The organism is Enterobacter sp. A103 (genome assembly GCF_034427535.1).
Taxonomy (GTDB): Bacteria; Pseudomonadota; Gammaproteobacteria; order Enterobacterales; family Enterobacteriaceae; genus Enterobacter; species Enterobacter asburiae_B.
Window position 1 is genome coordinate 275171 of record NZ_JAXQPQ010000001.1, and the last position, 23454, is coordinate 298624.

Annotated in this window: 30 protein-coding genes; 14 read left to right on the top strand and 16 right to left on the bottom strand. The window is 55.0% G+C overall.

Annotated features, from left to right (window positions below; all coding sequences use genetic code 11):
* Positions 1-83: 83 nt before the first annotated feature.
* Positions 84-566, top strand: coding sequence for a glutathione peroxidase (locus tag SPH27_RS01355; RefSeq protein ID WP_182071262.1), 483 nt, complete (start codon positions 84-86; stop codon positions 564-566).
* A gap of 165 nt (positions 567-731) precedes the next feature.
* On the opposite strand, the gene SPH27_RS01360 is transcribed toward SPH27_RS01355, so the two are convergent.
* The 3 genes from SPH27_RS01360 to SPH27_RS01370 form a co-directional block, all read right to left on the bottom strand.
* Positions 732-1238, bottom strand: coding sequence for an AAA family ATPase (locus tag SPH27_RS01360; protein ID WP_182071263.1), 507 nt, complete (start codon positions 1236-1238; stop codon positions 732-734).
* A 243-nt stretch (positions 1239-1481) separates the two neighbouring features.
* Positions 1482-1919 carry a VOC family protein gene (locus SPH27_RS01365; protein ID WP_048977838.1) on the bottom strand — a complete coding sequence of 146 codons (438 nt, stop codon included), beginning with the start codon at positions 1917-1919 and terminating at the stop codon, positions 1482-1484.
* Positions 1920-2001: 82 nt separating this feature from the next.
* Positions 2002-3162, bottom strand: a complete 1161-nt coding sequence (locus SPH27_RS01370) for an MFS transporter (protein WP_182071264.1) — start codon at positions 3160-3162, stop codon at positions 2002-2004.
* 129 nt (positions 3163-3291) lie between these two features.
* On the opposite strand from SPH27_RS01370, the gene SPH27_RS01375 reads away from it, so the two are divergent.
* Both SPH27_RS01375 and SPH27_RS01380 read left to right on the top strand, forming a co-directional pair.
* Complete coding sequence (locus tag SPH27_RS01375; protein ID WP_101744548.1) at positions 3292-3828, top strand: MarR family winged helix-turn-helix transcriptional regulator; 537 nt, start codon at positions 3292-3294, stop codon at positions 3826-3828.
* 24 nt (positions 3829-3852) lie between these two features.
* Positions 3853-4776 (top strand): LysR substrate-binding domain-containing protein, encoded by a 924-nt coding sequence (locus SPH27_RS01380; RefSeq protein WP_322435569.1) that lies wholly within the window; start codon positions 3853-3855, stop codon positions 4774-4776.
* A 47-nt stretch (positions 4777-4823) separates the two neighbouring features.
* Here the strand turns inward: SPH27_RS01380 and SPH27_RS01385 are convergent, their stop codons facing one another.
* Positions 4824-5294 carry a hypothetical protein gene (locus tag SPH27_RS01385; RefSeq protein ID WP_182071265.1) on the bottom strand — a complete coding sequence of 157 codons (471 nt, stop codon included), beginning with the start codon at positions 5292-5294 and terminating at the stop codon, positions 4824-4826.
* A gap of 205 nt (positions 5295-5499) precedes the next feature.
* Between SPH27_RS01385 and SPH27_RS01390 the strand changes: the two genes are divergently transcribed.
* The 3 genes from SPH27_RS01390 (at position 5500) to SPH27_RS01400 (ending at position 7244) form a co-directional block, all read left to right on the top strand.
* On the top strand, positions 5500-6285 hold the full coding sequence (locus SPH27_RS01390) for a phosphotransferase family protein (protein ID WP_182071266.1): 786 nt from the start codon (positions 5500-5502) through the stop codon (positions 6283-6285).
* Positions 6286-6421: 136 nt separating this feature from the next.
* The gene (locus tag SPH27_RS01395; RefSeq protein WP_182071267.1) at positions 6422-6898 is read left to right on the top strand and encodes a WbuC family cupin fold metalloprotein; all 477 of its coding nucleotides are present in this window, start codon (positions 6422-6424) and stop codon (positions 6896-6898) included.
* A 43-nt stretch (positions 6899-6941) separates the two neighbouring features.
* Entirely contained in the window at positions 6942-7244 is a 303-nt protein-coding gene (locus SPH27_RS01400; protein WP_033145442.1) for a hypothetical protein, read from the top strand.
* Between the two features lie 129 nt (positions 7245-7373).
* On the opposite strand, the gene SPH27_RS01405 is transcribed toward SPH27_RS01400, so the two are convergent.
* The 6 genes from SPH27_RS01405 to SPH27_RS01430 form a co-directional block, all read right to left on the bottom strand.
* The gene (locus SPH27_RS01405) at positions 7374-7973 is read right to left on the bottom strand and encodes an NAD(P)H-dependent oxidoreductase (protein ID WP_039262600.1); all 600 of its coding nucleotides are present in this window, start codon (positions 7971-7973) and stop codon (positions 7374-7376) included.
* 73 nt (positions 7974-8046) lie between these two features.
* Positions 8047-8640, bottom strand: a complete 594-nt coding sequence (locus tag SPH27_RS01410; RefSeq protein ID WP_038417506.1) for a TetR/AcrR family transcriptional regulator — start codon at positions 8638-8640, stop codon at positions 8047-8049.
* Positions 8641-8674: 34 nt separating this feature from the next.
* Positions 8675-11764, bottom strand: coding sequence for an efflux RND transporter permease subunit (locus SPH27_RS01415; RefSeq protein WP_207168171.1), 3090 nt, complete (start codon positions 11762-11764; stop codon positions 8675-8677).
* On the bottom strand, positions 11761-12870 hold the full coding sequence (locus SPH27_RS01420; protein WP_182071269.1) for an efflux RND transporter periplasmic adaptor subunit: 1110 nt from the start codon (positions 12868-12870) through the stop codon (positions 11761-11763). The genes SPH27_RS01415 and SPH27_RS01420 overlap by 4 nt, the downstream gene beginning before the upstream one ends.
* A gap of 74 nt (positions 12871-12944) precedes the next feature.
* Complete coding sequence (locus SPH27_RS01425) at positions 12945-13559, bottom strand: TetR/AcrR family transcriptional regulator (protein WP_182071270.1); 615 nt, start codon at positions 13557-13559, stop codon at positions 12945-12947.
* 208 nt (positions 13560-13767) lie between these two features.
* Entirely contained in the window at positions 13768-14562 is a 795-nt protein-coding gene (locus SPH27_RS01430; protein WP_182071271.1) for an SDR family NAD(P)-dependent oxidoreductase, read from the bottom strand.
* A gap of 96 nt (positions 14563-14658) precedes the next feature.
* Here SPH27_RS01430 and SPH27_RS01435 point away from each other — a divergent pair, with 96 nt between their 5' ends.
* Positions 14659-15027 carry a MerR family transcriptional regulator gene (locus SPH27_RS01435; protein WP_182071272.1) on the top strand — a complete coding sequence of 123 codons (369 nt, stop codon included), beginning with the start codon at positions 14659-14661 and terminating at the stop codon, positions 15025-15027.
* 44 nt (positions 15028-15071) lie between these two features.
* Here the strand turns inward: SPH27_RS01435 and SPH27_RS01440 are convergent, their stop codons facing one another.
* The gene (locus tag SPH27_RS01440; RefSeq protein ID WP_094935234.1) at positions 15072-15386 is read right to left on the bottom strand and encodes a PTS sugar transporter subunit IIB; all 315 of its coding nucleotides are present in this window, start codon (positions 15384-15386) and stop codon (positions 15072-15074) included.
* A 110-nt stretch (positions 15387-15496) separates the two neighbouring features.
* Positions 15497-16408: a LysR family transcriptional regulator gene (locus tag SPH27_RS01445; protein ID WP_033145450.1), complete on the bottom strand. Its 912-nt coding sequence runs from the start codon at positions 16406-16408 to the stop codon at positions 15497-15499.
* Positions 16409-16507: 99 nt separating this feature from the next.
* On the opposite strand from SPH27_RS01445, the gene SPH27_RS01450 reads away from it, so the two are divergent.
* From SPH27_RS01450 to SPH27_RS01460, 3 genes are all read left to right on the top strand, one after another.
* Entirely contained in the window at positions 16508-17623 is a 1116-nt protein-coding gene (locus SPH27_RS01450) for an alkene reductase (protein WP_182071273.1), read from the top strand.
* Complete coding sequence (locus SPH27_RS01455) at positions 17620-18339, top strand: SDR family oxidoreductase (protein WP_182071274.1); 720 nt, start codon at positions 17620-17622, stop codon at positions 18337-18339. The genes SPH27_RS01450 and SPH27_RS01455 overlap by 4 nt, the downstream gene beginning before the upstream one ends.
* Positions 18340-18402: 63 nt before the next feature.
* Positions 18403-18942, top strand: coding sequence for an ester cyclase (locus SPH27_RS01460; protein ID WP_182071275.1), 540 nt, complete (start codon positions 18403-18405; stop codon positions 18940-18942).
* 39 nt (positions 18943-18981) lie between these two features.
* Here the strand turns inward: SPH27_RS01460 and SPH27_RS01465 are convergent, their stop codons facing one another.
* Positions 18982-19449: a DUF1348 family protein gene (locus tag SPH27_RS01465; RefSeq protein ID WP_182071276.1), complete on the bottom strand. Its 468-nt coding sequence runs from the start codon at positions 19447-19449 to the stop codon at positions 18982-18984.
* 103 nt (positions 19450-19552) lie between these two features.
* Between SPH27_RS01465 and SPH27_RS01470 the strand changes: the two genes are divergently transcribed.
* Complete coding sequence (locus SPH27_RS01470; RefSeq protein ID WP_182071277.1) at positions 19553-20131, top strand: TetR/AcrR family transcriptional regulator; 579 nt, start codon at positions 19553-19555, stop codon at positions 20129-20131.
* A 51-nt stretch (positions 20132-20182) separates the two neighbouring features.
* Here the strand turns inward: SPH27_RS01470 and SPH27_RS01475 are convergent, their stop codons facing one another.
* Positions 20183-20962: an SDR family oxidoreductase gene (locus SPH27_RS01475; protein WP_048981103.1), complete on the bottom strand. Its 780-nt coding sequence runs from the start codon at positions 20960-20962 to the stop codon at positions 20183-20185.
* 90 nt (positions 20963-21052) lie between these two features.
* Between SPH27_RS01475 and SPH27_RS01480 the strand changes: the two genes are divergently transcribed.
* The 3 genes from SPH27_RS01480 to SPH27_RS01490 all read left to right on the top strand — a co-directional run bounded on the left by SPH27_RS01480 (position 21053) and on the right by SPH27_RS01490 (position 22393).
* Entirely contained in the window at positions 21053-21391 is a 339-nt protein-coding gene (locus tag SPH27_RS01480; protein ID WP_023311611.1) for a winged helix-turn-helix transcriptional regulator, read from the top strand.
* A 66-nt stretch (positions 21392-21457) separates the two neighbouring features.
* Positions 21458-21862: a VOC family protein gene (locus SPH27_RS01485; RefSeq protein WP_032639272.1), complete on the top strand. Its 405-nt coding sequence runs from the start codon at positions 21458-21460 to the stop codon at positions 21860-21862.
* Between the two features lie 18 nt (positions 21863-21880).
* A complete protein-coding gene (locus SPH27_RS01490; RefSeq protein ID WP_182071278.1) occupies positions 21881-22393 on the top strand; it encodes a GNAT family N-acetyltransferase in 513 nt (170 codons plus the stop codon).
* Here the strand turns inward: SPH27_RS01490 and SPH27_RS01495 are convergent.
* Together SPH27_RS01495 and SPH27_RS01500 are read right to left on the bottom strand one after the other, a co-directional pair.
* The gene (locus tag SPH27_RS01495; protein WP_182071279.1) at positions 22374-23162 is read right to left on the bottom strand and encodes a hypothetical protein; all 789 of its coding nucleotides are present in this window, start codon (positions 23160-23162) and stop codon (positions 22374-22376) included. The two genes, SPH27_RS01490 and SPH27_RS01495, sit on opposite strands and share 20 nt — an antisense overlap.
* Position 23163: 1 nt before the next feature.
* Entirely contained in the window at positions 23164-23361 is a 198-nt protein-coding gene (locus SPH27_RS01500) for a hypothetical protein (protein ID WP_023311615.1), read from the bottom strand.
* Positions 23362-23454: the final 93 nt, after the last annotated feature.

Consider the following 23454-nt stretch of genomic DNA (forward strand, 5'->3'; position numbering starts at 1 on the left):
CTGCCTGAATGTAAACTTTCTAAACGGCGGCGGCCCTGTTGATGGTCACCGTGACTTTTCGGCCAGCCTTGAGGGATTTCAGTATGACTCGCTTTTATCAACTTACCGCCACCCGCCTGGATGGCCGCCCTATCTCAATGGCCGACTATGTGGGAAAGGTGGTTTTGGTCGTCAATACCGCCAGCCAGTGTGGCTTTACGCCGCAATATGCTGGCCTTGAAGCGCTATACAAGAAATACGCCGATCAAGGATTAGTGGTGCTGGGCTTCCCCTGCAACCAGTTCGGTAAACAGGAACCCGGCGGCGCCGACGAAATCTCGAAAACCTGTCACATCAACTACGGCGTGAGCTTCCCGATGTTTGAGAAGGTAGAAGTTAACGGCAATGCGGCGCACCCGCTGTTTCGTTATCTGAAAGATGAATTGCCCGGCGTGCTGGGAGGGCGGATCAAGTGGAACTTTACTAAGTTTCTGATCGGCCGCGACGGTAAACCACTCAAGCGTTTTGCGCCGATGACCACGCCAGAGAAAATGGAGAGGGTGATTGTGGAGGCTTTGGGGAGGTGAGAGTTTTGGTGAATGGAATTAACCATGAGTCGGGCACTTCCGGAATACCCGATGTCCGCTTTGTGCCAGGAGCGGACTTTTAGTTCGCTGTAGTACCGTTTATAACCGTATGAGATGGAAAATAATAAAGCCGCCAACTGGCGGCTTTCGTGCAGGAAGGTAAATTTAGCTGTATTCGGTAATATTAAACCCTTCATCAGCCGTTGGCTCTTCGAAATAGCGCGTTATGATGTCAAATTGTTGGTCTGAGGCAGAAAATTCATGCACGCCTTCTGCATTACGGGCGCGCAGGCGGGATTTACATACTTCATCAGAAACTTTCAGATAGTGCAGCTGATTACTGGCACCTGACTCCTTAATAATGCTCATCATCCATTCACGATTTGTTTGTGTGTTTGCCGGGAAATCAAGAACTACTGATAAACCAGCTTTGAGTAGTGACACCAGATGAGGCTTCATGGCATTCCTTAGTCTTAATGAATACTGCACATAATCAGATATGGATTGCATTTCATTGGTAAAGAGGGCAGCCAGCCAGCGATCCTCGCTGACAATTACAGTCCCAGGTGATGATCCTAATTTTGCTGACAATGTGGATTTTCCGGATGCAATTTTTCCACATAACAAGTGCAAGACAGGTTTTTCAGGCGTCGTTACTGCATTTGTGTCCATTCTTTACCTCACTGAATTGTTACCGGTAAGGCCCGCCTTACCGGCGGGAAAATGGCAAACGTTATCCCACCTGAGTCAGACAGGTGATAATAATCATTGAATAGGTTAGGACTGAGTGTGTTTTCATCGTCATTCAACTTAACAGAAAAAGACTCACACCGTTGGTGTAAATAGCATAAGGGTACGCCCACTGTTCGCTCAAAGCAGGCGCTTCCCACTACCAGGCTGCTTTCCAAAAACCATTTATCCCCGCAGCCACGGCGTAATCGTCAGCCCGGTAAGCAAGCCTTCCGGGCTGAGCAGGCGAGTGACGGTTTGCCCCCACGGTTCCAAACGGTTAGCTACCAGCAGCCGATAGCCTTTTTCACTCAGAACGCGGGTAGCCGAGTCCAAATCCTGTACCTCATACTCAACCCATCCCTGCGGTATCGGGTGCTCAACTGGCCACTGTTCTTCTCCAAAGCAGGACGCAGCAGCCTGTGCGAGCGGCCAGACGGCGAAATGCTTCACGCCTTCCAGCTGATCCTCCTCAGTGAGCAGATAATCGATGTTTCCCTCCATCGGCTTCAGCGGAAGGCCGAGTGTCTGAACATAAAACGCGCTGCTGGACTCCGTATCCCGCGAAATGGGCCCGAACCCGGCGACGAACAAGACATCAATTTCCGGTAACGTCTGCGGCATATCCACTCCTGAATGAGGTGAAATTCACCCTGAATTTATCTTACGATCGGCGGAAATACGACTCTCAAAACTGGTATCGCGTTCACCGTGCCTGCACGTCCACGACGGGTTTAAAATTCAGCGCGATAACGATCAGCAGCACGACTCCCGCACTCATGATCAGCCATGCGCTGGTCAGCGAGACCGAACTGTCGCGAACGATCCCCGCAATTAACGGCATAAGCGCGGCGATCGTGTATCCGCCACCCTGAACTTTAGACAGCAACTTCCCGGCCTGCGCGGGCGTTCGCGCATGATCGAACGTAACGATGAGCGACAGCGGGAAGAGGGCGCCGATCCCGGTGCCAAGCAGCAACGTGGATAATACAGGCGTCGTACTCGGCGCAAAGACCAGACACAGTAATCCCGCCAGCAGCAACAGCAAAACGGCAATCAGCGGTACGCGACGATCGGGGAATTTACCGATCAGCGCGGAGACGGCAAACCCGGCGACAACCTCGGTTAACGTCAGCCAGGCCAGCATGTAGCCGCTGCTGCGTGCGGACCATCCCGCCTGAATATAGAGCGGGGGCAGCCAGGCCAATACCAGCGTGTAGGCTCCCGTTCCCACGCCGAAAAAGAGCAGCAGTAGCCCTGTACGGGAGGACGAGAGCGTAACGGTTTCGCGTGCTGTTTTTTCCTCCTGAGGATGCTTAACCAGGGTTAACCACAGTATCAGCGCAAGCAGCGCTAACAGCCCGGCCATTGCCAGCGCGGGCTTCAGCGTGAGCCATGAAAACAACGGCTCGGCGCTGGCGGCGGCGACTGCCGCACCGGCCATAATGCCCGTGCTGAAGAGCGACATCACCGTGCTGGCCGTTTGCGTATATTCCTTTTTTATCAGGGCAGGCATTAACGCCTGGATCGTGCCTATGCTGGCCCCGCCCAGTAACGCGGTGCCCATAAGACTCTCCGGTGAGGCGCTAAAACCGCGTAATAAGCAGGCAACAAGCAGAATGAAAAGCCCGAGCATAATGCCCCGTACGGCGCCGACTCGGGCTAACAGCCAGGGGCCACACAGGGCGGCCAGCCCCATCATCGCGACCGGTAGGGTGGTCAACAGACTGAATTGCGTAGCGGTCAGCCCTGCTTCGCGCTGCAGCACGGAAAACAGCGGTCCGACAGAAGCCAGTATGGGGCGCAGGTTCAGCCCGACGATAAAAGCGATAACGGCGAAGAGTAAAGGCGACGTGCGTTTCAACATGGAGTCCTTTTCGGTTGTGAATGGCCCGGGCAAATCGCACGAGCATTTATCTTAACGTTGAGATAAAATATGTTTTTGCGTAAGATGTACCGCACAACAGGATAAATTCGCACGCCATCAGGGGTGAAAATGCAAGATCACGTAGACTTCGTTGTCGGCCAGTGGAGCCGCGCCATGCCGGAGCTGGACGCCTCGTCGATGAAAATTTTTGGCCGAATGCTCCGGCTGATGAAGCATCTGGGAAAAGAATGGGCGCAGGCGATGGCGCAGTTTGGCTTTCGCGAGGGCGAGTTTGACGTGCTCGCCACGCTGCGTCGCGCCGGTGAGCCGTACTGCCTTTCCCCCACGCAGCTCTATAAATCGCTGTTGGTCACCTCAGGGGCGATGACGAACCGGCTCAGCCATCTCGAACAGCTTGGGCTTATCAGGCGAATTGCCGATCCGGATGACAAGCGTAGCACCCTCGTAAGCCTGACGCCGCACGGGCAGGAGCGTATCGAACAGGCGCTGATCGTGCATACACAAACGCAAAATGCGCTGCTGAGCAACTTATCTGACGCGCAGCGCGCGCAGCTTGAGTCCCTGCTCAGGGAGCTGCTGATGACGTTCCCGTCTGAGGACCTGAGCGACAAGTCAATGAGTGCCGATAATACAAAAACTGCATAGCTAAACCTCACAGAAAGGGAATGTATGTCTTTACCACCACTGTATGCGCTGCGCGCTTTTGAAGTTGCCGCGCGGCTGAACTCCTTCAGCAAAGCGGCTGAAGCACTGAATATCACGCCGGGCGCGGTCAGCAGGCATGTCCGGACGCTTGAACAGTGGTTCGACTGTGAGCTCTTTAAACGCCAGGGGCCGCGAGTGGAGGTCAGTGATGCCGGACGTATTCTGGCCGGACAGCTCAGCGAAAGTTTCTCGAATATTGAGTGGGCCTGTCGCGCATTCAGAAGCGAAAACCACCTTCTGCGCCTCAAAGCCCCCAGCACCCTGACGATGCGGTGGCTGCTGAATGTGCTTAAATCCTTTCGCGAGAACCACGCTAAGCCAAAAATTGAAATTGCCAGCGTCTGGATGGACTTCGACACCGTTGACTTCAGCCGTGAGCCCTACGATTGTGCGATCCTCCTCGGTAATGGCTATTTCGGCGAGTCTACGGAAAGCAGGCTGCTCTTCAGTGAATGGCTCATTCCGGTTTGTACCCCGTCTTTGCTTGATTCAGCCCGGCATCAGCTTGCGCAGTGCGATATTATCCATCCCTCTCCGGACAGACGGGACTGGAAGCGATGGCTGAAAAGAACCGGGTCATTCCCAGGGCTCGACGTGAGTCGTGGAATCGTGTTCGACACCCTGGAGCAGGGAAGCCTGGCCGCCATGCACGGTCACGGTGTGGCGATGGCCGACCTCCGCCTCACGCTCGACGCGCTGAAAAGCGGCCTGCTCGCGCTGCCCTTCAGGGAAGCTATCGCAACCGGCGATGGCTACTACCTCGTCTGGCCGAAAAATTCGCTCAGAAGACAGAGTATTGAACGGTTGCTGGCGTGGCTTAACCTTAATGCGCCGGTGCTGTCTTCGTTGGATATCGTCTGTCTTGATTACAATGAAAATCGGGTTTAATAAATAGCGGAATATTTAGTGAAGGATATTCCGCATATAGAACATATTTATGCGTAGGGAATATTCGCCATCTGTTTATATCGCTCCGGCAGGGCGCTGTTCAGGTTGAGTAATTTATCCAGAATATAAAGCGCAGGCGTTCCCTTTGCTCGCTCGGCGTCGATCAGCGCAGTGCGTAACAGATTGGCAGCCGAGGTCATATCACGGAAATACTCCTGCGATTCACGCGTCTGAGCTTCGCCTGACGCGGCGTAACGCACCTTTGGCCAGTCCGCAAAGTCCAGCAGCGGAAGGATCCCATCCTCTTTTGGTAAATGCGCTGAGAGCAACTCTTCGGCGTTACCCGGGTTGCTTTGGGCGAAAGCCAAAAGATGCAGTCGATGGATGAAAGGCGATAGCGCCTCAGCGCGATCGCTATCTGACAAAAGTAACGTAATGAGCGCATGTATATTTTCACCGGCGGTGTTTTTTTCAGGTGAGATCGTTTTCATTAGATGAAATAAAACATCGAGTGTCATAGGTGCTCCATATACGTATATTATTTGAATTTTGTTATCAATTTCTGGCCAGCAATATACCAGGGATGAAGGGATGGTATTTCAATGCGGTTACGTTTGAAAAACGATAAATAGTGGAAGTCAATGTGAGTTTTACTCAACGTGGGATGATGATCCATCACACTATACTTACGTTGAGAAACCGAAGGTGTGGCATGAGGATGGTATGGCTGGCGAAAACTTGTCCAAGATGGGCGCGGCAAAAGTCCATCTGATTGTGGATCAGCATGGTAATCAGGTAATAGAAAAATACTCTGTTAGTGAGGTTGAATACGGCTTTTATGAACATGCGGCGGAACCACTCAGTGGCGTTGTCGAATCCCCACGACTTTTTAACGCCGATCCACACCGACGCAGCCTGACGCTTGAATACGTTCCTCATAAGATCTCACAGGATGAGGTTGCGGGAAACGACATACTGAAACGACTTTCACGTCTACACGATTATCCTGCCGACCCTGCATGGATTTATCACACCCATACCTGGTCTGAGTCAGCGCTAGAAAAATCTCTGTCTCTTCTGGAATTGCCCGTCCGGGCTGAGCGGCAGATGCGGTGTTTTCAGCAAGGGAGTAGCGTTTTGTTTAGTCGGGAATGTTTAATTTCTGGTGATACCAATGCGGGTAACTGGGGCAGAAGAGAAAACGGCGATACGATACTTTTCGACTGGGAAAGGTTCGGTACTGGCAGCCCGGCTATTGACCTTGCTCCGCTGGTAAAAGGGATGGGCTCAAAACAAAGCCTTTTGCAACTTGCCGAGCGCTACCGTGTTTTTGCCACGCATTCGGTCGCAGGCAGATTAGCCAGAGAAATCGCTCTTGCTAAAGCATGGATTGTCACTGAAGTCGTGTTACTTCTGCACGAAAGGAAAAAAAGTGATTTTAAGCTCTACCTGAGCTGGTACAGAGAACATCTCCCCGGCTGGCTGGATGAGTCCATCTCACTGCTTTGAGCACGTCGTAACAGAACCTGCGAAACCGATGCAGCGATTTGTTTCACAAATGCCATCGCTCATCGAGCGTCCAGAATGGTATAACGTCGTGCGGCTAAAGGGTTGCCGTCCGCTGACTCCATTCACAAAGGTGTATATGAAACAAATTACGTTCAGTGACCTGCAGCAACAAAGCGAGCAGGCTGCCAATTCTCCTCGCTTACGCGCGCACCGCAATTTACATCCCGAGCTGAGCGACCCGGTGCAGCGCCTGGCTATCGCGATGGAGCCTGGTACCTATGTTCGCCCTCATCGCCACCCGCACACGTTTGAACTGCTGACGGCTTTGAGCGGTCGCTTTCTGGTGTTGAATTTTGATGACGGCGGTAACGTGACCCAGCGCGTGGTGTTAGGTGAAGACTGCAAAGTGCTGGAGATGGATGCCGGTACCTGGCATGCCGTGCTGTCGCTGGATAAAGGCGGCGTCATTTTTGAGGTTAAACACGGCGGGTATCAGCCCGTGTCTGAGCACGATACCGCCCCATGGTCACCTGCAGAAAACGAGCCCGGCACCGAAAAGCTGATGAAATGGTACGCTCAGGCGCAGGTGGGTGACGGGGGTTTTACCCTGTAAACCGGTGAATTTTGATAAAAATAATCACAAAAAGGATGTGCGTATGTTGAAAAGATTAGTCGCGGGGCAGATGAGCTTACCAATGACTTTCTGGGGATGGGGATTCTGCGGAGGTTTTCTGCTGGGTCTCATTGGGCTTGCTGGAGTGCATACCGGTCACCCGGCAATGGTTCCGCTTTCCTATATCCTTAAAGCCATTCTGTTCAGTGCTGTACTTTCCGGCATTACTTTCATTCTGCGTCGAAAAATCACAGTCTTGGGTGGGGTCGCTTTTTTTATTATTCTGATTCAGGTGATTATGAGCGTAGTGATGGCGATTGGCCTTTTCTCGTTATTTTTTGAATAATCGCTGGAAAGAGAGTTCCGGTTATCCAGCAGGATTAAAAGATCGCCCCTGACGGTGGTAGGTGATAACGAGACACGCGCTTCCTTCTGGCGAAGGAGGCGCGCCTTTGCTGTGACTGGATAGCCGGGATTATTTAAGACTCTCTAGCCCCTGCAGGAAATCCTCTACCTGCTCAGGCGTCGCCGTGTCTGCCTGGTAAAGGATATCGAGCTTAACGTTCTTCAACCCGCAGAAGCCAAACACGCCTTCGATTATCTGCGTCTGAATCGCCGTCGAATAGCCGTGTTTGTCGAATCCGGTGAGATCGCTGCCGCCTGTGGCAATCAGGCGGACGGGAACGTCGCGTAAGCTGCCCACAATCCGGCCATCGTCGGCCACCTTATACGCCCAGTTCAGGGTTAATACGCGATCGAACCAGCCTTTCAACAGCGCGGGGACCGACCACCAGTACACGGGGAAGACAAACACCAGCATATCCGCTCGCTCGACGCGCTGCTGCTCGCGCAGAATATCGTCGGGAAGGGCGCTCGGATCGCCGTGATACAAATCGAGATCGGCGCGGGTCATCGCCGGATTAAACCCTTCAGCATGCAGATCGGCAATCTCAACCTGCGTACCTTGCTCGCGTAATTTTCCGGCAATACGGGCTGCCAGCGAATGGGATAACGAATTGTCGACAGGATGAGCCGTCACGATCAGTGCGTTATTAATGGCATTTGTAGCAGACATAGCGACCTCGAATGGGTGAGAACTGACGCCTATATTACTATTGGTAACTTAGGTGTCAATCCGCCCCCAGCGATCATTTTGTGCTATTCACGTAGGTCTCCAGCACGCCGGTCATGGCGCCGCTGAGCGTATCTTCCGCCACGTTCCGGGCTAGCACGCCGTTGCCCGCGGCGGTGCTGAGCGCGTCCGCCGCGCCAATGATGGCCGTCAGTACCGCTTCTCCCTGAACGCCTTTCAGCGCGACGAACGGGGAAAGCGCGGTACGCAGGCAGTCGGCGCATTCGGCCACGCATGCCTCACGAAACGTCTGCAGCGCGTGGGATCCGGACAGCGCTGCGGCAATTGGCCCGGTCTCCGGCCCGGCACTAATGGCGCAGTCGATATAGGCGGCGCTGAAAAAGCGGATCGTCTTCTCCAGCGTTTTGCTGTCGACCGCCAGCGTCTCGCGGAACTTCGCCAGCTGCCGGTCGCTATAATCCCGGTACAGCGCCATCAGCAGCCCTTCACGATCGCCAAAGTGATCGTAGGGGATAGGCTTGGTCACGTTGGCCCGCTCGGCCAGGTAGCCAAGGGTCAGCGCCTCCGTGCCTTGCTGACGAACGATTCCGCGCGCAACCTCCAGCAGCTGCACGCGGCGGTCCTCTTTTCTTAAGCGCTTAACAACCATGCTTTCCTCATAAGTGTTATCTACTCTTGGTAGTTTACACGTTTTCTGCAGGGTGCTGCACCCGTTGTTCCGCAGGGCGGATCCGGAACCAGATCGCATACATCGCGGGCAGGAAGACGAGCGTGACGATCGTCCCGCCCAGCGTTCCGCCTATCAGCGTGTAGGCCAGCGTGCCCCAGAACACCGAATGCGTCAGGGGAATAAACGCCAGCACGGCGGCCATGGCGGTCAGCAAGACCGGGCGCGCGCGCTGGACCGTCGCTTCAACCACCGCCTGGAACGGCTCGATGCCCTCCTTCTGGTTATGATCGATTTGACCGATCAGGATCAGCGTATTGCGCATCAGAATGCCGGAAAGGGCGATCAAGCCGACCAGCGCGTTGATGCCAAACGGCTGATTGAAAATCAACAGCACGGGCACTACGCCAATCAGCCCCAGCGGCGCGGTTAAGAACACCATCACCATCGCCGAGATTGAGCGCACCTGCAAAATGATGATCAGCAGCGTCAGGGCCATCATGATAGGGAACAGCGGAATCATGGCCTGCGTGGCTTTGCCCGATTCCTCAATCGAACCCGCCATGTCGATACGGTATCCGGCCGGCAGCGCGTCAACAATCGGATTGAGCTGCTTCATGATGGCGACCGACACATCCGGTGGCTGAAGATGGTTAGCGATATCGCCCCGCACGGTAATCGTCGGAGTGCGATCGCGGCGGCGCAGGATCGGATCTTCCATACCGATCTCAATCTTGCCGATTTGAGACAGCGGAACGCGCTGTCCCGCATTGCCGACAAGGGTGAAACCTTCGATTTTGGCCGGATCGAGACGGATATCTCCCGCCGCGCGGCCAATGACCTCAACCGAGCGAATATCTTCCCGCACGGAGGTGACAGGCACGCCTGAGAGCAGAAACTGAAGCTGATCGGCAACGGCACTTGAGGTCAAGCCGGTCGCCTGCAGGCGGTTTTGATCGAGGGTGAAATGCAGGACGGGAACGCGCGACCCCCAGTCGGTGTTGACGGTTCTCATCATCGGGCTCGCCTGGAGCACGGCTTTCACCCTGTCAGCGATGTCATGCACCTGTTCGACATCCGGCCCCGACACGCGCCAGGCAACCGGGAAGGGCGAGTACGGGCCAAACACCAGCTGCGTTACCCGGACGCGCGCTTCGGGGGCAAGGCCGTTGGCGACAGCCTCTCTCAGCCGGAGCTTGAGCGCCTCGCGTGACGTCTCGCTGTCCGTCAGGATCACTATTTTCGCAAAAGACGGATCGGGCAGTTCAGGCGCCATCGCCAGATAAAAGCGGGGCGAACCCTGACCAATATAGGCCGTGACAATTTTGGCTTCGGGCTGCTGGCCCAGCCACGCTTCTATTTTTGCGGTGGCGGCGCTGGTTTGCTCAATCGAGGTACCGTAGGGCATCTGCACCTCAACCAGTACTTCCGGGCGATCGGAGGTCGGGAAGAATTGTTTTTTAACCAGCCCCATGCCGAGTACGGCAAGAAGGAAAATGGCGACCACCGACCCGGCCACCCGCCATTTTCTGGCGATAACGCGGGCAAGCAGCTGGCGAAAACGGTTATAGCGAGGCGTGTTATAGATGGCGGCATGACCCCCTTCTACTTTAGGGATCGCCGGCAGGATCTTCACCCCAAGATAGGGCGTGAACACCACCGCGACAAACCACGATGCAATCAGGGCGAGGCCGACGATCCAGAACATATTGCTGGTGTATTCCCCTGCGGTCGACTGGGCAAAGCCATTCGGCATAAAGCCAATGGCCGTCACCAGGGTACCGGCCAGCATGGGCGCGGCGGTATGGCTCCAGGCGAAGGCCGAGGCTTTAATTCTGTCGTAACCTTCCTCCATTTTAACCACCATCATTTCGATGGCGATAATCGCATCATCAACCAGCAGGCCGAGGGCGAGGATCAGGGAGCCCAGCGTAACGCGGTCAAAGTTTATCCCCGCGGCTTCCATCACCACGAAAACGACCGCCAGCGTCAGCGGTACCGCCGCCGCAACGACAACACCCACGCGCCAGCCCATGCTGACAAAACACACCACCATGACCACAAGCAGGGCGACGAAGAATTTGATCATGAACTCGTCGACCGACGAGCGAATATTCACGGACTGGTCGGTGACTTTGGTCAGGGACATGCCCAGCGGCAGGTTATCATTTATTTTCGCCGTTTCCGCATCCAGCGCTTTACCCAGCGCCAGACCGTTCCAGCCTTCACGCATCACGATGCCCAGCAGAAGGGCGGGCTCATGCTGATTGCGTATCAGCATCGTCGGGGGATCTTCGTAGCCTCGCTCAACCGTTGCCACATCGGACAGCTTGAGCGTTTTGCCCTGAGCCACAAAAGGCGTATCGCGGATTTTCTGCAGTTCATCGAACGCGCCGTCCAGGCGGATAAAAATCTGCGCGCCTCGGGTCTCAATGGAACCCGCCGCGGCTAGCGCATTCTGGCTGTTGAGGGCGTTGAAAATGTCCTGGGGTGAGAGCCCTATCGTCGCCAGACGGTCGTGGGAGAAAGAGATGTAAATCCGCTCGGCCTGTTCGCCGATAATGTTCACTTTCTTCACGCCGGGAACGTGCAGAAGCTGCTGGCGCAGGCCTTCGGCATCGCGTACCAGCAGCCGCTGCGGTTCGCCTTTCGCTTTCAGGGCAAAGAGGGCAAAGGTGACATCCGAGAATTCGTCATTGATCATCGGGCCGATGACGCCCGCCGGAAGTCGCTGAGATTCATCTCCAAGCTTCTTACGCGCCTGATAGAACTCCTCCTGCACTTCGGCAGGCGGGGTCTTGTCCTGCAATGACAACGTGATAAACGCCATGCCGGGACGGGTATAGGTTTCGGTACGGTCGTACCATTTGAGTTCCTGCAGGCGCTTTTCCAGCGGCTCGGCGACCTGATCCTGAATTTCCTGCGCGGTCGCGCCCGGCCAGACGGTTATCACCGTCATTTGCTTTACCGTGAAGGGCGGATCTTCCGCGCGCCCGAGCCCAAAGAAGGCGTAAATTCCGGCAATCGTGACCAGAACGATCAGAAACAGCGTGATGGAACGTTCGCGGACGGCCAGCGCCGACAGGTTGAAGCGGCTTCCGCTCATGGCGTGTTCTCCGCCAGGGCGGCATTGCGCTGCTTAGCAAGCCTGACGACCTCACCTTCGTGCAGAAGATGGGCGCCTAACGCAACAATCTTCTCACCGGGCTTCACGCCGCCCGTGACCTGCGCCGCATCTTCACCCACACTCAGCACCCTGACGGGCGTCCATGCGGCCTTTGCCGGCTGGGCGGAAATACGCCAGACGCCGGGACCTTTTCCTGCATCATAGAGTGAAGCCAGCGGGACCTGCATGACCTGACCTTCCGCTTTGTTGTCCTGAACGTTCAGCGTGACGGTCGCCCCCAGCGGCGCGTTCGCCAGCAGGCCATCCAGCACGTAGCGGGCTTCATACGTGCGGGTCGCGGCATCGGCCGAGTCAGACAGCAGGCGCAGCGTTGCGGTGACCGGATGTTTTTCATTGCCATACAGCGTGGCCTGCGCTTCGCTGCCGACAGCAGGGCGCAGCGTTTCCGGAAGCTGGACGAGCGCTTCACGCTGCCCGGCTCTGGCGAGCCTGATCGCCACCTGTCCGGCGCTGACGACCTGGCCCGGCTCGGCGAGCGTCTCCATGACCACGCCGTCCGAATCCGCCAGCAGCACGGCATAGCCCGTGGCGTTTTGCGCCACGCTGGCCTGCGCCCGGGCGGCGCTGAGATCGGCCCTGGCCGTATCGGCCGCCGCTTTGATCTGGTCATATTCCGAGGCAGACACCGCGCCGGACGCCACAAGTCCACGATAGCGCGCCTCATCGCTGGTGGCTTTTCGCGCGCGCGCCTGGGCCGCATCCACCGCGCGCTGCTGCGCCTGGGCCTGTAATTTCAGATCAAGCGGATCCAGGCGCAGCAGGGGCTGGCCCTGTTTGACGGTCTGCCCCGTATCAACCAGCCGCTCAAGGATTTTTCCCTGAACCCTGAAACCTAAATCGCTTTGCGTTCTTGCGACCACCACGCCCGTGAAGGCGCGGGCGCTATTGTTCGCTAGCTCGACGGAGGCGGATCTGACGAGCGGTGGCTTTGTGCGCGGATCGTCACTCGCGGAAATATCGCCGCACGCCACCAGGGCAAACGGCAGGAGACAAACGGCAACGCGGGCTGAAGTGAGCCTGAGCATGGGAAACCTTTTTGACGTAACAGGACGGTATCCGCATTCTCTGACTAGTGACCAAAATTGTCAATGGTCACAAATTAGGGGGCCAGGCTTCTTAAAATCAATGAAGAGAGTAGCACTGCCGCCGTGGGGGCCATTTCGAGGTTGTACTGAAGCTGAACGGGGTTAATGTAAGGGCACATCACCATGTAGACGGCACAGGTGACTTCATCCAGCGGCGTTTTTCTTTCAAACTCGCCGGCCTGCCTGCCTTCGATAATGATGCTCTCAATCAGCTTCATCAGGCATTCACTGTACTTTTGCGTGGAAGGCCACTGCTCCTGCGCGGCGACGGCGGCGATGTCGTATAGCTTACGGTCGTGGAAAAACAGCTCGCTTCCCGCCTCGGTGAGCGCTTTGAAAAGGCGGCGTAATTTTTCGCTTGCCGACGGCGCATCCTCGATGGCGGAAAGCACTGCCGCCATGATCAGCTCCAGGCGGTTAGCGCAGATCACCTCGCCGATAGCCTGTTTGGAATCGAAAAACTTATAAATGTAGGACTTTGAAAAACCAATGGATTTAGCCAGTTCGGCGACGGTGGTTTTTTCATAGCCGTAGTGACCGAAGTGCTCAAAAGCCGCTTCGACGATTTGCTCTCTGACAGCGTGGTCAAGGGGACCACGTGATGATGGGGGATTCATATTTTTAGTCATTATTTAAGCTTAGCGTGACGGGCTACGATTAACAACGAGTGACCATTTTGAGATTTGGTTACCGTCATTCATCATGAGCCGTTCAGACGGGACGATCAACCATGTGCGGTAAGTGTATCACTGTTTTTCGTGCACTATGGCATCTATCTGTCTGCGATAAGCGAGGATTTCAGCGCAACTCCCTTGCGCTGAACAGAGCCGTTTTTGCTTAAGCCGAGCGCGGGCGCAATATTTTTTCAACAATAAGAACCAGACGCCTGCGCGTCACGAACCGGTGTAGCTGCCCCAGAAGCCAGTTACCGCATCCGGTAATCAGGTAGCTACGGTTACTCTCAACGGCCTTCAACGCCAGGGTGACTACCTTGTGCGCGGGCATTCTTTTCCCTACCGAAGCTTCCTCAGCATTCACCACATCAAAAAAGGCCGTATCCGTTGCGCCGGGGCAAAGCGCCAGGACGCGGATGCCCCTGGAGCGATATTCTCCCCACAGCGCGTTCGAAAACGAGAGCAGGAAGGCTTTGGTTGCGCCATAAATCGCCATATAGGGATCCGGTTGCATCGCGGCCGTTGAGGCAACGTTAACAATCACCCCGGATCCCTGCTGCAGCATTCCCGGCAGCAAGGCGTGAGTCAGCTCCACGGGGGCCATGCAGTTTACGTTTATCTCATCACGCTGCCTGTCGATCGACAGCTTTCCGAATGGCCCGTAGGTGGCGAAGCCGGCGCAATTGATCAGAATGTCGGGGACGCGTCTTAAGGTTTCAAGCCGTTCCACAATGTGGGGAATGGCTTCCGGCTTCACTAAATCCTGCACGATAATCGTGATGGAGACGCCGTGCTTTCTGACCAACTCTGCGGCAAGCGCATGCAGCTTTGGCTCGCTGCGGGCGACGAGGATCAAGGCCACGCCGCGGGCGGCGAGCTGCCGGGCAAAATCACGGCCTATGCCCGAAGATGCTCCGGTAATCAGCGCTGTTTTTCCTGTATAATCAAAAGAATTCATATCTTTAATCCCGTTTCCCTAATGTATGCCGCACAGGATAAACCGTGCACTTAGGTACACGGTCAAGCGTGATTTTTACAAGGTGAGGGCGACGCTATGCGAATTGGTGAACTGTGTGCGAAAACGGGATTGTCGAAAGAGACGGTGCGTTACTATGAGCGACAGGGGCTATTAGAGAATATCCCGCAGCCCAATCGCAGCAATAACTACAAAGTTTATTCCGCCGTCGATTTACAGCGCTTAAACATGATCAAGCATGCCAAAATGCTGGGTTTTACCTTAGCCGAAATTGCAGAGGTTTTAGCTGTCTGGGTTGACGACAACTTTACCGCTGAGCAAAAACAGTCTTCTCTGCGCCGCAAGCTGCAGCAGCTTGAAGAGAAAGAAGCGGCGTTAATTGAACTCAGAGCCAGGTTGAAAAACGCTATTAATAAGGTCGGCCAGCCTTGCGTCGACACGTTTTGAGCGCCGGGTGAGAGGAGGCCGCAAAACAGATGCGGCCTTATCTGTCAGGCAGCCAGTTCAGGCATCTGCTCCTTCACGAAATTCAATACTTTCCTCGCGTCGAGAGAGGCATAGGGCAGGCTCTCAATAATGGCGAGTGAACGCGTATTGCCCACCGTTTCTTTTATCTCATCGAGTTTGTACTGAATGTGCGGCGCGATGAGGAAACCATCGAAAGCGGGAGCGACGCTGGCGAAGTTATCCAGCCCAACAGCGCTAATCATCAGCGGATAGCCTTCGCGTTCTGCCAGAGACTGCATTTTTTTGGCGAGAGAGTTTGCGGTATTACCAAACAAACAACAGATCAGAAGCTTTTTCATATTTTGTACCTCCTGAAAACCGCACACAGAGTAGTCCTGAGGTTGCTACCGAAATGCGCGCTATCTCTTATTTTGGCGAGAATTAACTGCAGCTGCCACGCGATTTAACTTTACTGCTTTTTTAGCCAGTCGAGAAAAAACTGGCTAAACGCCGTGACCTGAAGCGGCTGCAGTTTGCGCTGGGGGTAAACAAGCTGCAGACCGACATCTTTGCGATCGTATCGGCTAAAGCCGGTGAAGCTGTCGGCAAACAGTACCGTGAGCCGTCCGGTTTCAACATCGTCTTTGACGTCCCACCACGATTTCCCCGCGATGCCAGCCCCGCTGAGTGCCCACTGACGAAGCAAAGCCCCGTCGTCGCACACCATGGCAGGCTCTACGCGAACGACGCTTTCCTCGCCATCTTTTTCAAAGCGCCATTCGTTCATCACCACGCCCTGAGACTCAAGCGCCAGGCACCGGTGCTGAGCTAAATCGGCAAACGTGGAGGGAATACCGCGTTCGTTAAGATACTCCCCGGAGGCGACCAGCACCCGATGGTTCGGGCGGATGTTTCTGACGACAAGGCTGCTGTCCGGCAGGTTGCCAAAACGCACGCTCATATCCAGCCGGTTAGCGACCAGGTCCTCAACGTGTTCTCTTAACGAGATGAAAAATTTAACGTCGGGATGGCGTCGGGAGAATTCTACGACGGCGGGGCTAAGATACTGTCTGCCAAAGTCCGAGGGGGCAGAAAGCCGAATGTTGCCGCTGAGCACGCCTTCCTTTTGCGTCAGTAACGACTCGGCGTGATGCACCTCTTCCAGCACGCGCAGCGCGGCATGGTAAAACTCTTCCCCGGCGCGGGTCAGCGTGATGGATCGCGTTGAGCGGTGAAACAGGCGCGTCTGGTAACGCTCCTCAATCGCCTTCAGCCTGGCCGTCATGGTGGCGGGGGAAAGCGACAGGCGTCGCCCGGCGGCAGAAAGACCGCCGGCCTCGGCAACTTCCACCAGTAACGCCATGTCTTCGAGTTTACCCATTATTCATATATTCCGAAAAGTGCATCTGATTTTAGCGTAATTATCAAAATCAGATGCCGGCTGTAAAGTGATTTCATCCAAACCATAAGGGATGAAAACATGCAACGTACCTCACTTTTTGAACGCTACAGGCTGGGTCAGCAAGACCTGAAAAACCGTATCGTCATGGCGCCGATGACCCGCGCGCGCTCCCTGCAGCCGGGAAATATTCCCTCGGCGCTGATGGCGGAGTATTACCGGCAGCGGGCCAGCGCCGGATTAATTATCACGGAAGCCACCCAGATTTCGCCTCAGGGCCAGGGATACTCCTGGACGCCCGGCATCCATTCACCTGAGCAGGTTTCAGGATGGCAGCTCACCACGGGCGCCGTGCATCAGGCGGGCGGGGTGATTTTTTCGCAGCTCTGGCACGTCGGGCGAATGTCGCACGCCAGCTTTCATCAGGATGGTCAGCCCGTCGCCCCGTCAGCACTGGCGCCGGACGCGCAGGTGTGGGTGGTGAATGAAAAGGGCGAAGGCCAAATGGTTGACTGCCCGCAGCCTAGAACCCTCTCGCGCAAGGACATCCACAGCATCATCGCGGACTATCGTCAGGCGGCACTGAATGCCGTTCAGGCCGGGTTTGACGGCGTGGAGGTTCACGGCGGAAACGGCTATCTGATCGACCAGTTTCTGCGGCAAACCTCCAACAAACGCACGGACGAGTACGGCGGCACGCTGGCGAACCGGATCCGCTTTGCTCAGGAGGTGCTAAGCGCCATTGCCGAGGCCATTGGCCGCGAGCGTACGGGTATTCGCCTTTCCCCGTTTATTACCCAGCGCGGGATGAACGATCCGCAGGTGACGGAAGCCATACTCGCTCTCGCGGCCTGGTGTGAACATGAAGGGATTGCGTTCATTCACCTGGCGGAAGCCGACTGGGACGATGCGCCGCAGGTGCCTGAGCCGTTCCGGCAATCGCTTCGCGAGGTCTTTAGCGGAACCCTTATCGTCGCGGGGAACTATGACCTTCAAAAAGCGGAAAAGATCCTTGCTGCCGGCTATGCCGATTTGATTGCCTTCGGACGGCCGTTTATTGCCAACCCGGATTTACCCCACCGGCTGGCGCACCAGCTGCCTCTGGCCCAGGTGCGCGACCCCGCCACGCTGTTTGGCGGAACCGCGACGGGATATACCGATTACCCCATTTACACCCTGCAGGAGAAAACGCTATGACCCGTAAAACCTTAATTATCGGCGGCGCTTCCGGCATCGGTTTCGCCGTGGGCAGCCTGCTTGCCGGGCGCGGCGAGGAGATTATTCTTGCGGGCCGCGACGGCGCGAAGCTGGACGCTGCGCGGCAACGGCTGAGCGCCCACGCCGCGTCTGTTCATACCCTCGTGCTGGATATCAGCCGTGAGGCAGAGCTTGTCGCACTCGGTGAAACGCTGGGTGAGGTCAATAATATTGTCGTTACGGCGGGTTCACTGGCTCCGGGAGGGCTTCTTTCCGGGCTGGATCTCCGCGCGGCAAGGCTAGCTTTTGATACAAAATTCTGGGGAAGCATCAATGTCGCCCGCTATCTCAGCGGGAACATCGCCCCTGGCGGTACGCTGACGTTCACCAGCGGGTTCGTGGCGCGTCGCACCGTGGCGGGCGCCATTGTTAAAACGACGATGAATGCCGCCATCGAGGCCGCGACAAAAGTGCTGGCGAAAGAGCTTTCACCTCTGCGCGTCAACGTCGTGAGTCCGGGGCTGACCGACACGGAAGCGTATGCGGGCATGGACGCCGCCGCGCGGAAAAAAATGCTCGCTGGCGCGGCGGAAACCCTGCCAGCCAAAGCCTGGGGAAGGGCGGAGAACGTCGCGCAAGGGTATCTTTTCGCCATTGAAAATCCCTTTGTCACGGGATCGGTCATTGATATTGAGGGCGGGGCGTTAATTAACTGACCCTTTCTGATTTGAACCGCAGGAAATCGTCTGCGGGAATGTAATACTCTATTGAGAGATATCATGAAATATACGACGTATTTTCATTCGGCTGTAGCGATGGTTATTTTTGCAGGTCTGTCGGGCAATGCGATTTCCGCGCAGGGGGAATGGCTTCAGCCGAAACAGCTTATAGTGGACAACAGCCTGCCGCAGGCGCAATTAAAGGTGAATGAAGCCGTTGCCAGAGAATATGCTTCATTCTGGAACACGGGTAATGAAACCCTGGCGCGTGATGCCCTGGCGGCAGGTTTTATTGATAAAACGCCTCCGGAAGGGCGTAAGCAGGGGCCGGAAGGCGCTATTTTAGCTTCCCGGGCGTTTCGCGCAGCCGTGCCTGATTTACGCTGTGACGTTGAGCAAATGATTATTTCAGGCGATCGCGTGGTTTCGCATTTACATTTTTACGGCACGTTCACCGGAACATTTGGCAAGCTGAAAGGACAGGGGCAGAAAATAGATTTCATCGCCACGGATCTTTATAAGATTGCTGACGGTAAAATTGTGGCTAACTGGCATATTGAGGACAACCTGACGCTGATGAAACAGCTGGGCACGCTGTAAGTTCATCACTCCGGGGCGGCCCGGAGTGATGCAAAAATCCTATAAGCCAAGATCGCTCAGCGAAGGGTGATCGTCCGGACGTCTGCCCAGCGGCCAGTGGAACAGACGCTCAGAGGCTTTGATTGGCATATCGTTTACGCAGGCAAAGCGGCGCTTCATCAGTCCGTCCGGCTCAAACTCCCAGTTTTCATTGCCGTAAGAGCGGAACCAGTTGCCGGAATCATCATGCCATTCATAGGCATAGCGCACCGCGATCCGGTTCTCCGTAAATGCCCAGAGATCTTTAATCAGACGATAGTCCAGCTCTTTTTTCCATTTCCGCTCCAGAAACGCCTGGGCTTCTTCACGGTTGGTGGCGAACTCTGCGCGGTTACGCCATTGGGTATCCAGCGTATAGGCAAGCGCGACTTTCGCCGGGTCGCGGCTGTTCCAGCCATCTTCTGCCAGTCTGACTTTTTCGATGGCGCTTTCACGAGTGAAGGGCGGTAAAGGAGGACGTGTGTTCATGGCGATTACCTCAGTGTTATATTATGTAGACAGGTCTGTCTACTTGCGGTAATCTATGCCTGTAAAATAACGCTGTCAACATTATTTTAGAGGCTACCCAAAAGTGAAAACAGAACCCGCAGACAACGATACTAAAATTAGCGTCAGAGATAAGATATTACTCGCGGCGCACGATCTGTTTTATTCCACGGGCTTCAGGGCGACGGGGGTGGATACGCTGATTAAAGCGTCTAACGTGACCAAGGTGACGTTCTATCGCCATTTCCCGAGTAAGAGCTTGCTTATTCTCGCCTATTTGAACTACCGGCATGAAATATGGATTAACTGGTTTGAATCCACGCTGCGTCGGCATCTCGATCAAGGCGAAATACCTGCTGATGCGATATCCGCAACGCTTTACGAATGGTTTATTTCGCCTGACTTCCACGGCTGCGCGTTTATTAACGCCAGCGCAGAGGCGAAATCGGAAGATATTGAAAACGAAATAAAAGAGATATGCCGCAGTCATAAGTCAGAAACAAAGAAAATTATTGCCTTACTGACGAAGAGTGCTGATGAGCGCGTCGTCAATGAAATCATGCTGCTCATTGACGGCGCAATTATTCATGCACAGATGGGTATGGATTCAGAAACGGTAAGACATGTGTTAAAAAAGGGCCTGGAGAAACTGTCCGATCGGTGATATTCCCCGGTGCTTAATCAACTCTCGCACCGAGCCGATTAAGCACCCGCGTTACGCTGTCGGAATGGTGCCGCCATCAATCACAAATTCAGTACCGGTGATACTCGCAGCATGCGATGAAGCAAGAAAGACGATGAGGTTGGCCACCTCAATCGGTCTGGCAGGGCGTCCGAGCGGTATTCCACCTAACGCCTTCATAATAATCTGCTTGCCGCCTTCGTAGTCTGTACCTGCCTGCTTTGCCAGCCTCTCCGCCAGTGCAACCGCCGCTTCAGTTTCGATCCAGCCGGGCGCAACGCGCACCACCCGAACGCCCTTCGGTGAGACTTCCTTTGAAAGGCTTTTACTGTAGGTTGAGAGGGCTGCTTTAGCCGCCGCATAACCCGTTGTTGATTCCGGTAACGGCAGCTCGCGCTGAATAGACGTCACGTGAATAATCACCCCATTTCCCTGCGCGAGCATTCCGGGAAGCAGGGCGCGATCTAAGCGTACTGCAGGCAGCAAATTAAGATTGAGCTCCTGCTGCCACTCTTCTTCGCCAAGCGCAGCAAAACCGCCACCGGGTGAGGTTGAACCGCCCGCAACATGGATAATCACGTCGACGCCTCCCATCTGCTCCTGAACTGCAGATGCGACAGCGGCACATCCAGCGACCGTCGTAAGGTCAGCGGCGACGAAAGTATCTGCGACATCTACGTCCGGCTCGTGGCGCGCAGTGGTGAATACCGTTGCACCGAGCTGTTTTAAAAGCCCGACGACCGCTTTTCCGAGCCCTTTCGTGCCCGCGGTAACAAGCACGCGTTTGCCTTTAAAATCAATATCTAATGACATGACCTTGCACTCCCGTTATTTACAGTACAGGTATATTCAACATAGACTGAGAAATTGACAAGTACGCACGAAAAAGTGAGCTACTGAATTATGAGTAAGTTATATAGTCCGGAATCTGCCGCGAGCGGCGTGGAGCAAGTGTTACGGCTGCTGGAAGGCCGCTGGAAATTAATTATTCTTTTTCATCTTTTCGACGGAAAAGTGCAGCGCTACTCAGATTTCGAAAAACTGATCCCCGGTATTTCCCAGAAGATGCTGGCGCAGCAGCTCAGGCAACTTGAATCCGATGGTATCGTTTCGCGGATGGTCTACCCGCAAGTGCCACCGAAAGTGGAGTATCGCCTCACCGATTGGGGGCAGGCATTATGTCCGGCGCTTGATGCCATGCTGAAATGGGCAGAAAAGCGCGAGGCTTACGCAAGCCAGTAAACCCGGCGGCCAGCACGCTGCAATGGGATAGCGTGCCCGTACCCATTCATGCAAAGGAAACGAAAAATGAGAACACAGAAGCGATGCCTTGGCTGCGTGGCTATTGTGGTTGATGACTACGATCGTGCCATTGAATACTACACAGATAAGCTGGGTTTTACCCTCGTAGAAGATACGCCTCAACCGGGTAAACGCTGGGTGGTCGTCTCACCCAACCCGGAAAGCGACTGCAACATTTTGCTGGCTCGCGCTTCTAACGAGAGGCAGGAAAGCTTTATCGGCAATCAATGCGGCGGCAGAGTTTTCCTGTTCCTTCAGACGGACGATTTCTGGCGCGATTACCGTGCCATGAAAGACAAAGGCGTTCATTTCTGTGAAGAGCCTCGTGAGGAAGAGTACGGTACGGTAGTGGTGTTTGAAGATATTTACGGCAACCGCTGGGATCTCTACCAAAATGCCCAACGCGGGTGATTACCAGGGAGACTTTCCATGACGTTTCGAATTCGACAGGCCACCCGTGCCGATGCCGCGCTCTTAAGCGAGCTGGGATACCGAATCTATCCCGCCCATTTTCAGCATCTGTGGGTGTCAGACGCAGAGATGAAGGTTTTTCTGGACGGCGAGTACGCGCTTTCCGTACTTGAACAGAGCCTGAAAGAGAACGCTGTTTCCTGGTATGTTGCCGAGACCGATCGGCCAGTGGGATTTATGAAAGTGACCTGGGAAGCCCTGCTCCCGGAAACGGACAAGAAGGGCGTTCTCCTCAACAAGCTCTACCTCGATCCCGCCGAGACCGGCAAGAACTATGGCCAGGTGATGTTCAACAGCATCACCGACATGGCCCGGAGCAGGGGGAAAGACTATCTCTGGCTGGAAGTGCTTGAGCAGAACGCGGGAGCGTACCGGTTCTATCAGAAGCAGGGCATGCTCTGCGTTAAGAACGTCCTTTTCGAAACCGCTTCACAGCAGAGCATACTCAGAATTATGGGGATGTCTCTTTAGAACGAGAGCTCTCGTCGCGCTGTGCCAGCGACAGTGCGCTGGCGCTGGCGGGATCGAACAGCGAGAGGCTCTCAATCTGATTGAGTAAAATCACCTTCCGGAATGACATGGCGCTGCGGGGTTCGGAGTCGAGCGTGATGTCATGCTCCGCATACCACCTGCTGTAGTTATTCTCGATGCGAAAGTTCATCGTCTTCGCGTCTCTGTACCCGCTTAACATCGGAATCAGCACGATATTGGCCGTTTTTTCATATTCCAGCGTCGCGGTGTGGATCATGCCGACGTAAATCCGCCTCGACCGCAGCGTGACCTGCGCCAGTTCCCCTTGCTCCATACACTGATACAGCAGCTGTTCAATACCGCTCGACTGCGCCAGACGTTTGTAGAGCTTTTTCCGGCTTTCGCCGTCCAGCCTGGCGCTGCCTGCCCAGTTAGAGCGGTAGAGGCAAAACAGGATGGCAAACGCCAGCATCACGACCACCGGCGCCTGAATGCCTAAAAAGCTCCAGTTCATAAAGTCGATTTGCCAGTCGGTATATTTCGGCGAGGCAAAGTGAAAAGCGTTGTTGGCCGCAGAAAGGGCGAGCAGGAGCAGCCAGAGCAGACCGGTGGCAATCACGCCCTGCAGAACGAAAATACAGCCGTACAGCGCCACAAGAAAATAGACGTCCCAGCCAAAGGAGCGCTTGATTTTAAAGCGTGTCGACAGGTCGCGGCTGGTGTACCAGTACCCGCATACCATCAGCACCATAAATATCGCCGTTCCCATATCAGGCCCTCTTCAGCATGTTGACGTGACGCAGAAAATCCTGCCGTACCTCGTTGCTTTTGTAGTTCACCGAGGCGTTCCCGTCCTGGTCGATAATGATGCGATCGCCATCTTCGACGGCTTCTATGATTTCCTGCTGGCTCATCACCTGCAGTAAGGATTCCGGGCTGGAGAATAGGGAGAGAAAGAAACGTTTCATGCAGGCATCCTTATGAATAAAAAGGATAAGCCTGGAAGAAGACCGGCGAGTTTGCCTTAAGGAAATCCTGAAAGTTAAAGTCGGGTGGCGGCC

Coding starts and splice junctions, on each gene's coding strand:
- SPH27_RS01355 (WP_182071262.1), top strand. CDS start 84: ATGACTCGCTTTTATCAACTTACCGCCACCCGCCTGGATGGCCGCCCT.
- SPH27_RS01360 (WP_182071263.1), bottom strand. CDS start 1,238: ATGGACACAAATGCAGTAACGACGCCTGAAAAACCTGTCTTGCACTTG.
- SPH27_RS01365 (WP_048977838.1), bottom strand. CDS start 1,919: ATGCCGCAGACGTTACCGGAAATTGATGTCTTGTTCGTCGCCGGGTTC.
- SPH27_RS01370 (WP_182071264.1), bottom strand. CDS start 3,162: ATGTTGAAACGCACGTCGCCTTTACTCTTCGCCGTTATCGCTTTTATC.
- SPH27_RS01375 (WP_101744548.1), top strand. CDS start 3,292: ATGCAAGATCACGTAGACTTCGTTGTCGGCCAGTGGAGCCGCGCCATG.
- SPH27_RS01380 (WP_322435569.1), top strand. CDS start 3,853: ATGTCTTTACCACCACTGTATGCGCTGCGCGCTTTTGAAGTTGCCGCG.
- SPH27_RS01385 (WP_182071265.1), bottom strand. CDS start 5,294: ATGACACTCGATGTTTTATTTCATCTAATGAAAACGATCTCACCTGAA.
- SPH27_RS01390 (WP_182071266.1), top strand. CDS start 5,500: ATGGCTGGCGAAAACTTGTCCAAGATGGGCGCGGCAAAAGTCCATCTG.
- SPH27_RS01395 (WP_182071267.1), top strand. CDS start 6,422: ATGAAACAAATTACGTTCAGTGACCTGCAGCAACAAAGCGAGCAGGCT.
- SPH27_RS01400 (WP_033145442.1), top strand. CDS start 6,942: ATGTTGAAAAGATTAGTCGCGGGGCAGATGAGCTTACCAATGACTTTC.
- SPH27_RS01405 (WP_039262600.1), bottom strand. CDS start 7,973: ATGTCTGCTACAAATGCCATTAATAACGCACTGATCGTGACGGCTCAT.
- SPH27_RS01410 (WP_038417506.1), bottom strand. CDS start 8,640: ATGGTTGTTAAGCGCTTAAGAAAAGAGGACCGCCGCGTGCAGCTGCTG.
- SPH27_RS01415 (WP_207168171.1), bottom strand. CDS start 11,764: ATGAGCGGAAGCCGCTTCAACCTGTCGGCGCTGGCCGTCCGCGAACGT.
- SPH27_RS01420 (WP_182071269.1), bottom strand. CDS start 12,870: ATGCTCAGGCTCACTTCAGCCCGCGTTGCCGTTTGTCTCCTGCCGTTT.
- SPH27_RS01425 (WP_182071270.1), bottom strand. CDS start 13,559: ATGACTAAAAATATGAATCCCCCATCATCACGTGGTCCCCTTGACCAC.
- SPH27_RS01430 (WP_182071271.1), bottom strand. CDS start 14,562: ATGAATTCTTTTGATTATACAGGAAAAACAGCGCTGATTACCGGAGCA.
- SPH27_RS01435 (WP_182071272.1), top strand. CDS start 14,659: ATGCGAATTGGTGAACTGTGTGCGAAAACGGGATTGTCGAAAGAGACG.
- SPH27_RS01440 (WP_094935234.1), bottom strand. CDS start 15,386: ATGAAAAAGCTTCTGATCTGTTGTTTGTTTGGTAATACCGCAAACTCT.
- SPH27_RS01445 (WP_033145450.1), bottom strand. CDS start 16,408: ATGGGTAAACTCGAAGACATGGCGTTACTGGTGGAAGTTGCCGAGGCC.
- SPH27_RS01450 (WP_182071273.1), top strand. CDS start 16,508: ATGCAACGTACCTCACTTTTTGAACGCTACAGGCTGGGTCAGCAAGAC.
- SPH27_RS01455 (WP_182071274.1), top strand. CDS start 17,620: ATGACCCGTAAAACCTTAATTATCGGCGGCGCTTCCGGCATCGGTTTC.
- SPH27_RS01460 (WP_182071275.1), top strand. CDS start 18,403: ATGAAATATACGACGTATTTTCATTCGGCTGTAGCGATGGTTATTTTT.
- SPH27_RS01465 (WP_182071276.1), bottom strand. CDS start 19,449: ATGAACACACGTCCTCCTTTACCGCCCTTCACTCGTGAAAGCGCCATC.
- SPH27_RS01475 (WP_048981103.1), bottom strand. CDS start 20,962: ATGTCATTAGATATTGATTTTAAAGGCAAACGCGTGCTTGTTACCGCG.
- SPH27_RS01480 (WP_023311611.1), top strand. CDS start 21,053: ATGAGTAAGTTATATAGTCCGGAATCTGCCGCGAGCGGCGTGGAGCAA.
- SPH27_RS01485 (WP_032639272.1), top strand. CDS start 21,458: ATGAGAACACAGAAGCGATGCCTTGGCTGCGTGGCTATTGTGGTTGAT.
- SPH27_RS01490 (WP_182071278.1), top strand. CDS start 21,881: ATGACGTTTCGAATTCGACAGGCCACCCGTGCCGATGCCGCGCTCTTA.
- SPH27_RS01495 (WP_182071279.1), bottom strand. CDS start 23,162: ATGGGAACGGCGATATTTATGGTGCTGATGGTATGCGGGTACTGGTAC.
- SPH27_RS01500 (WP_023311615.1), bottom strand. CDS start 23,361: ATGAAACGTTTCTTTCTCTCCCTATTCTCCAGCCCGGAATCCTTACTG.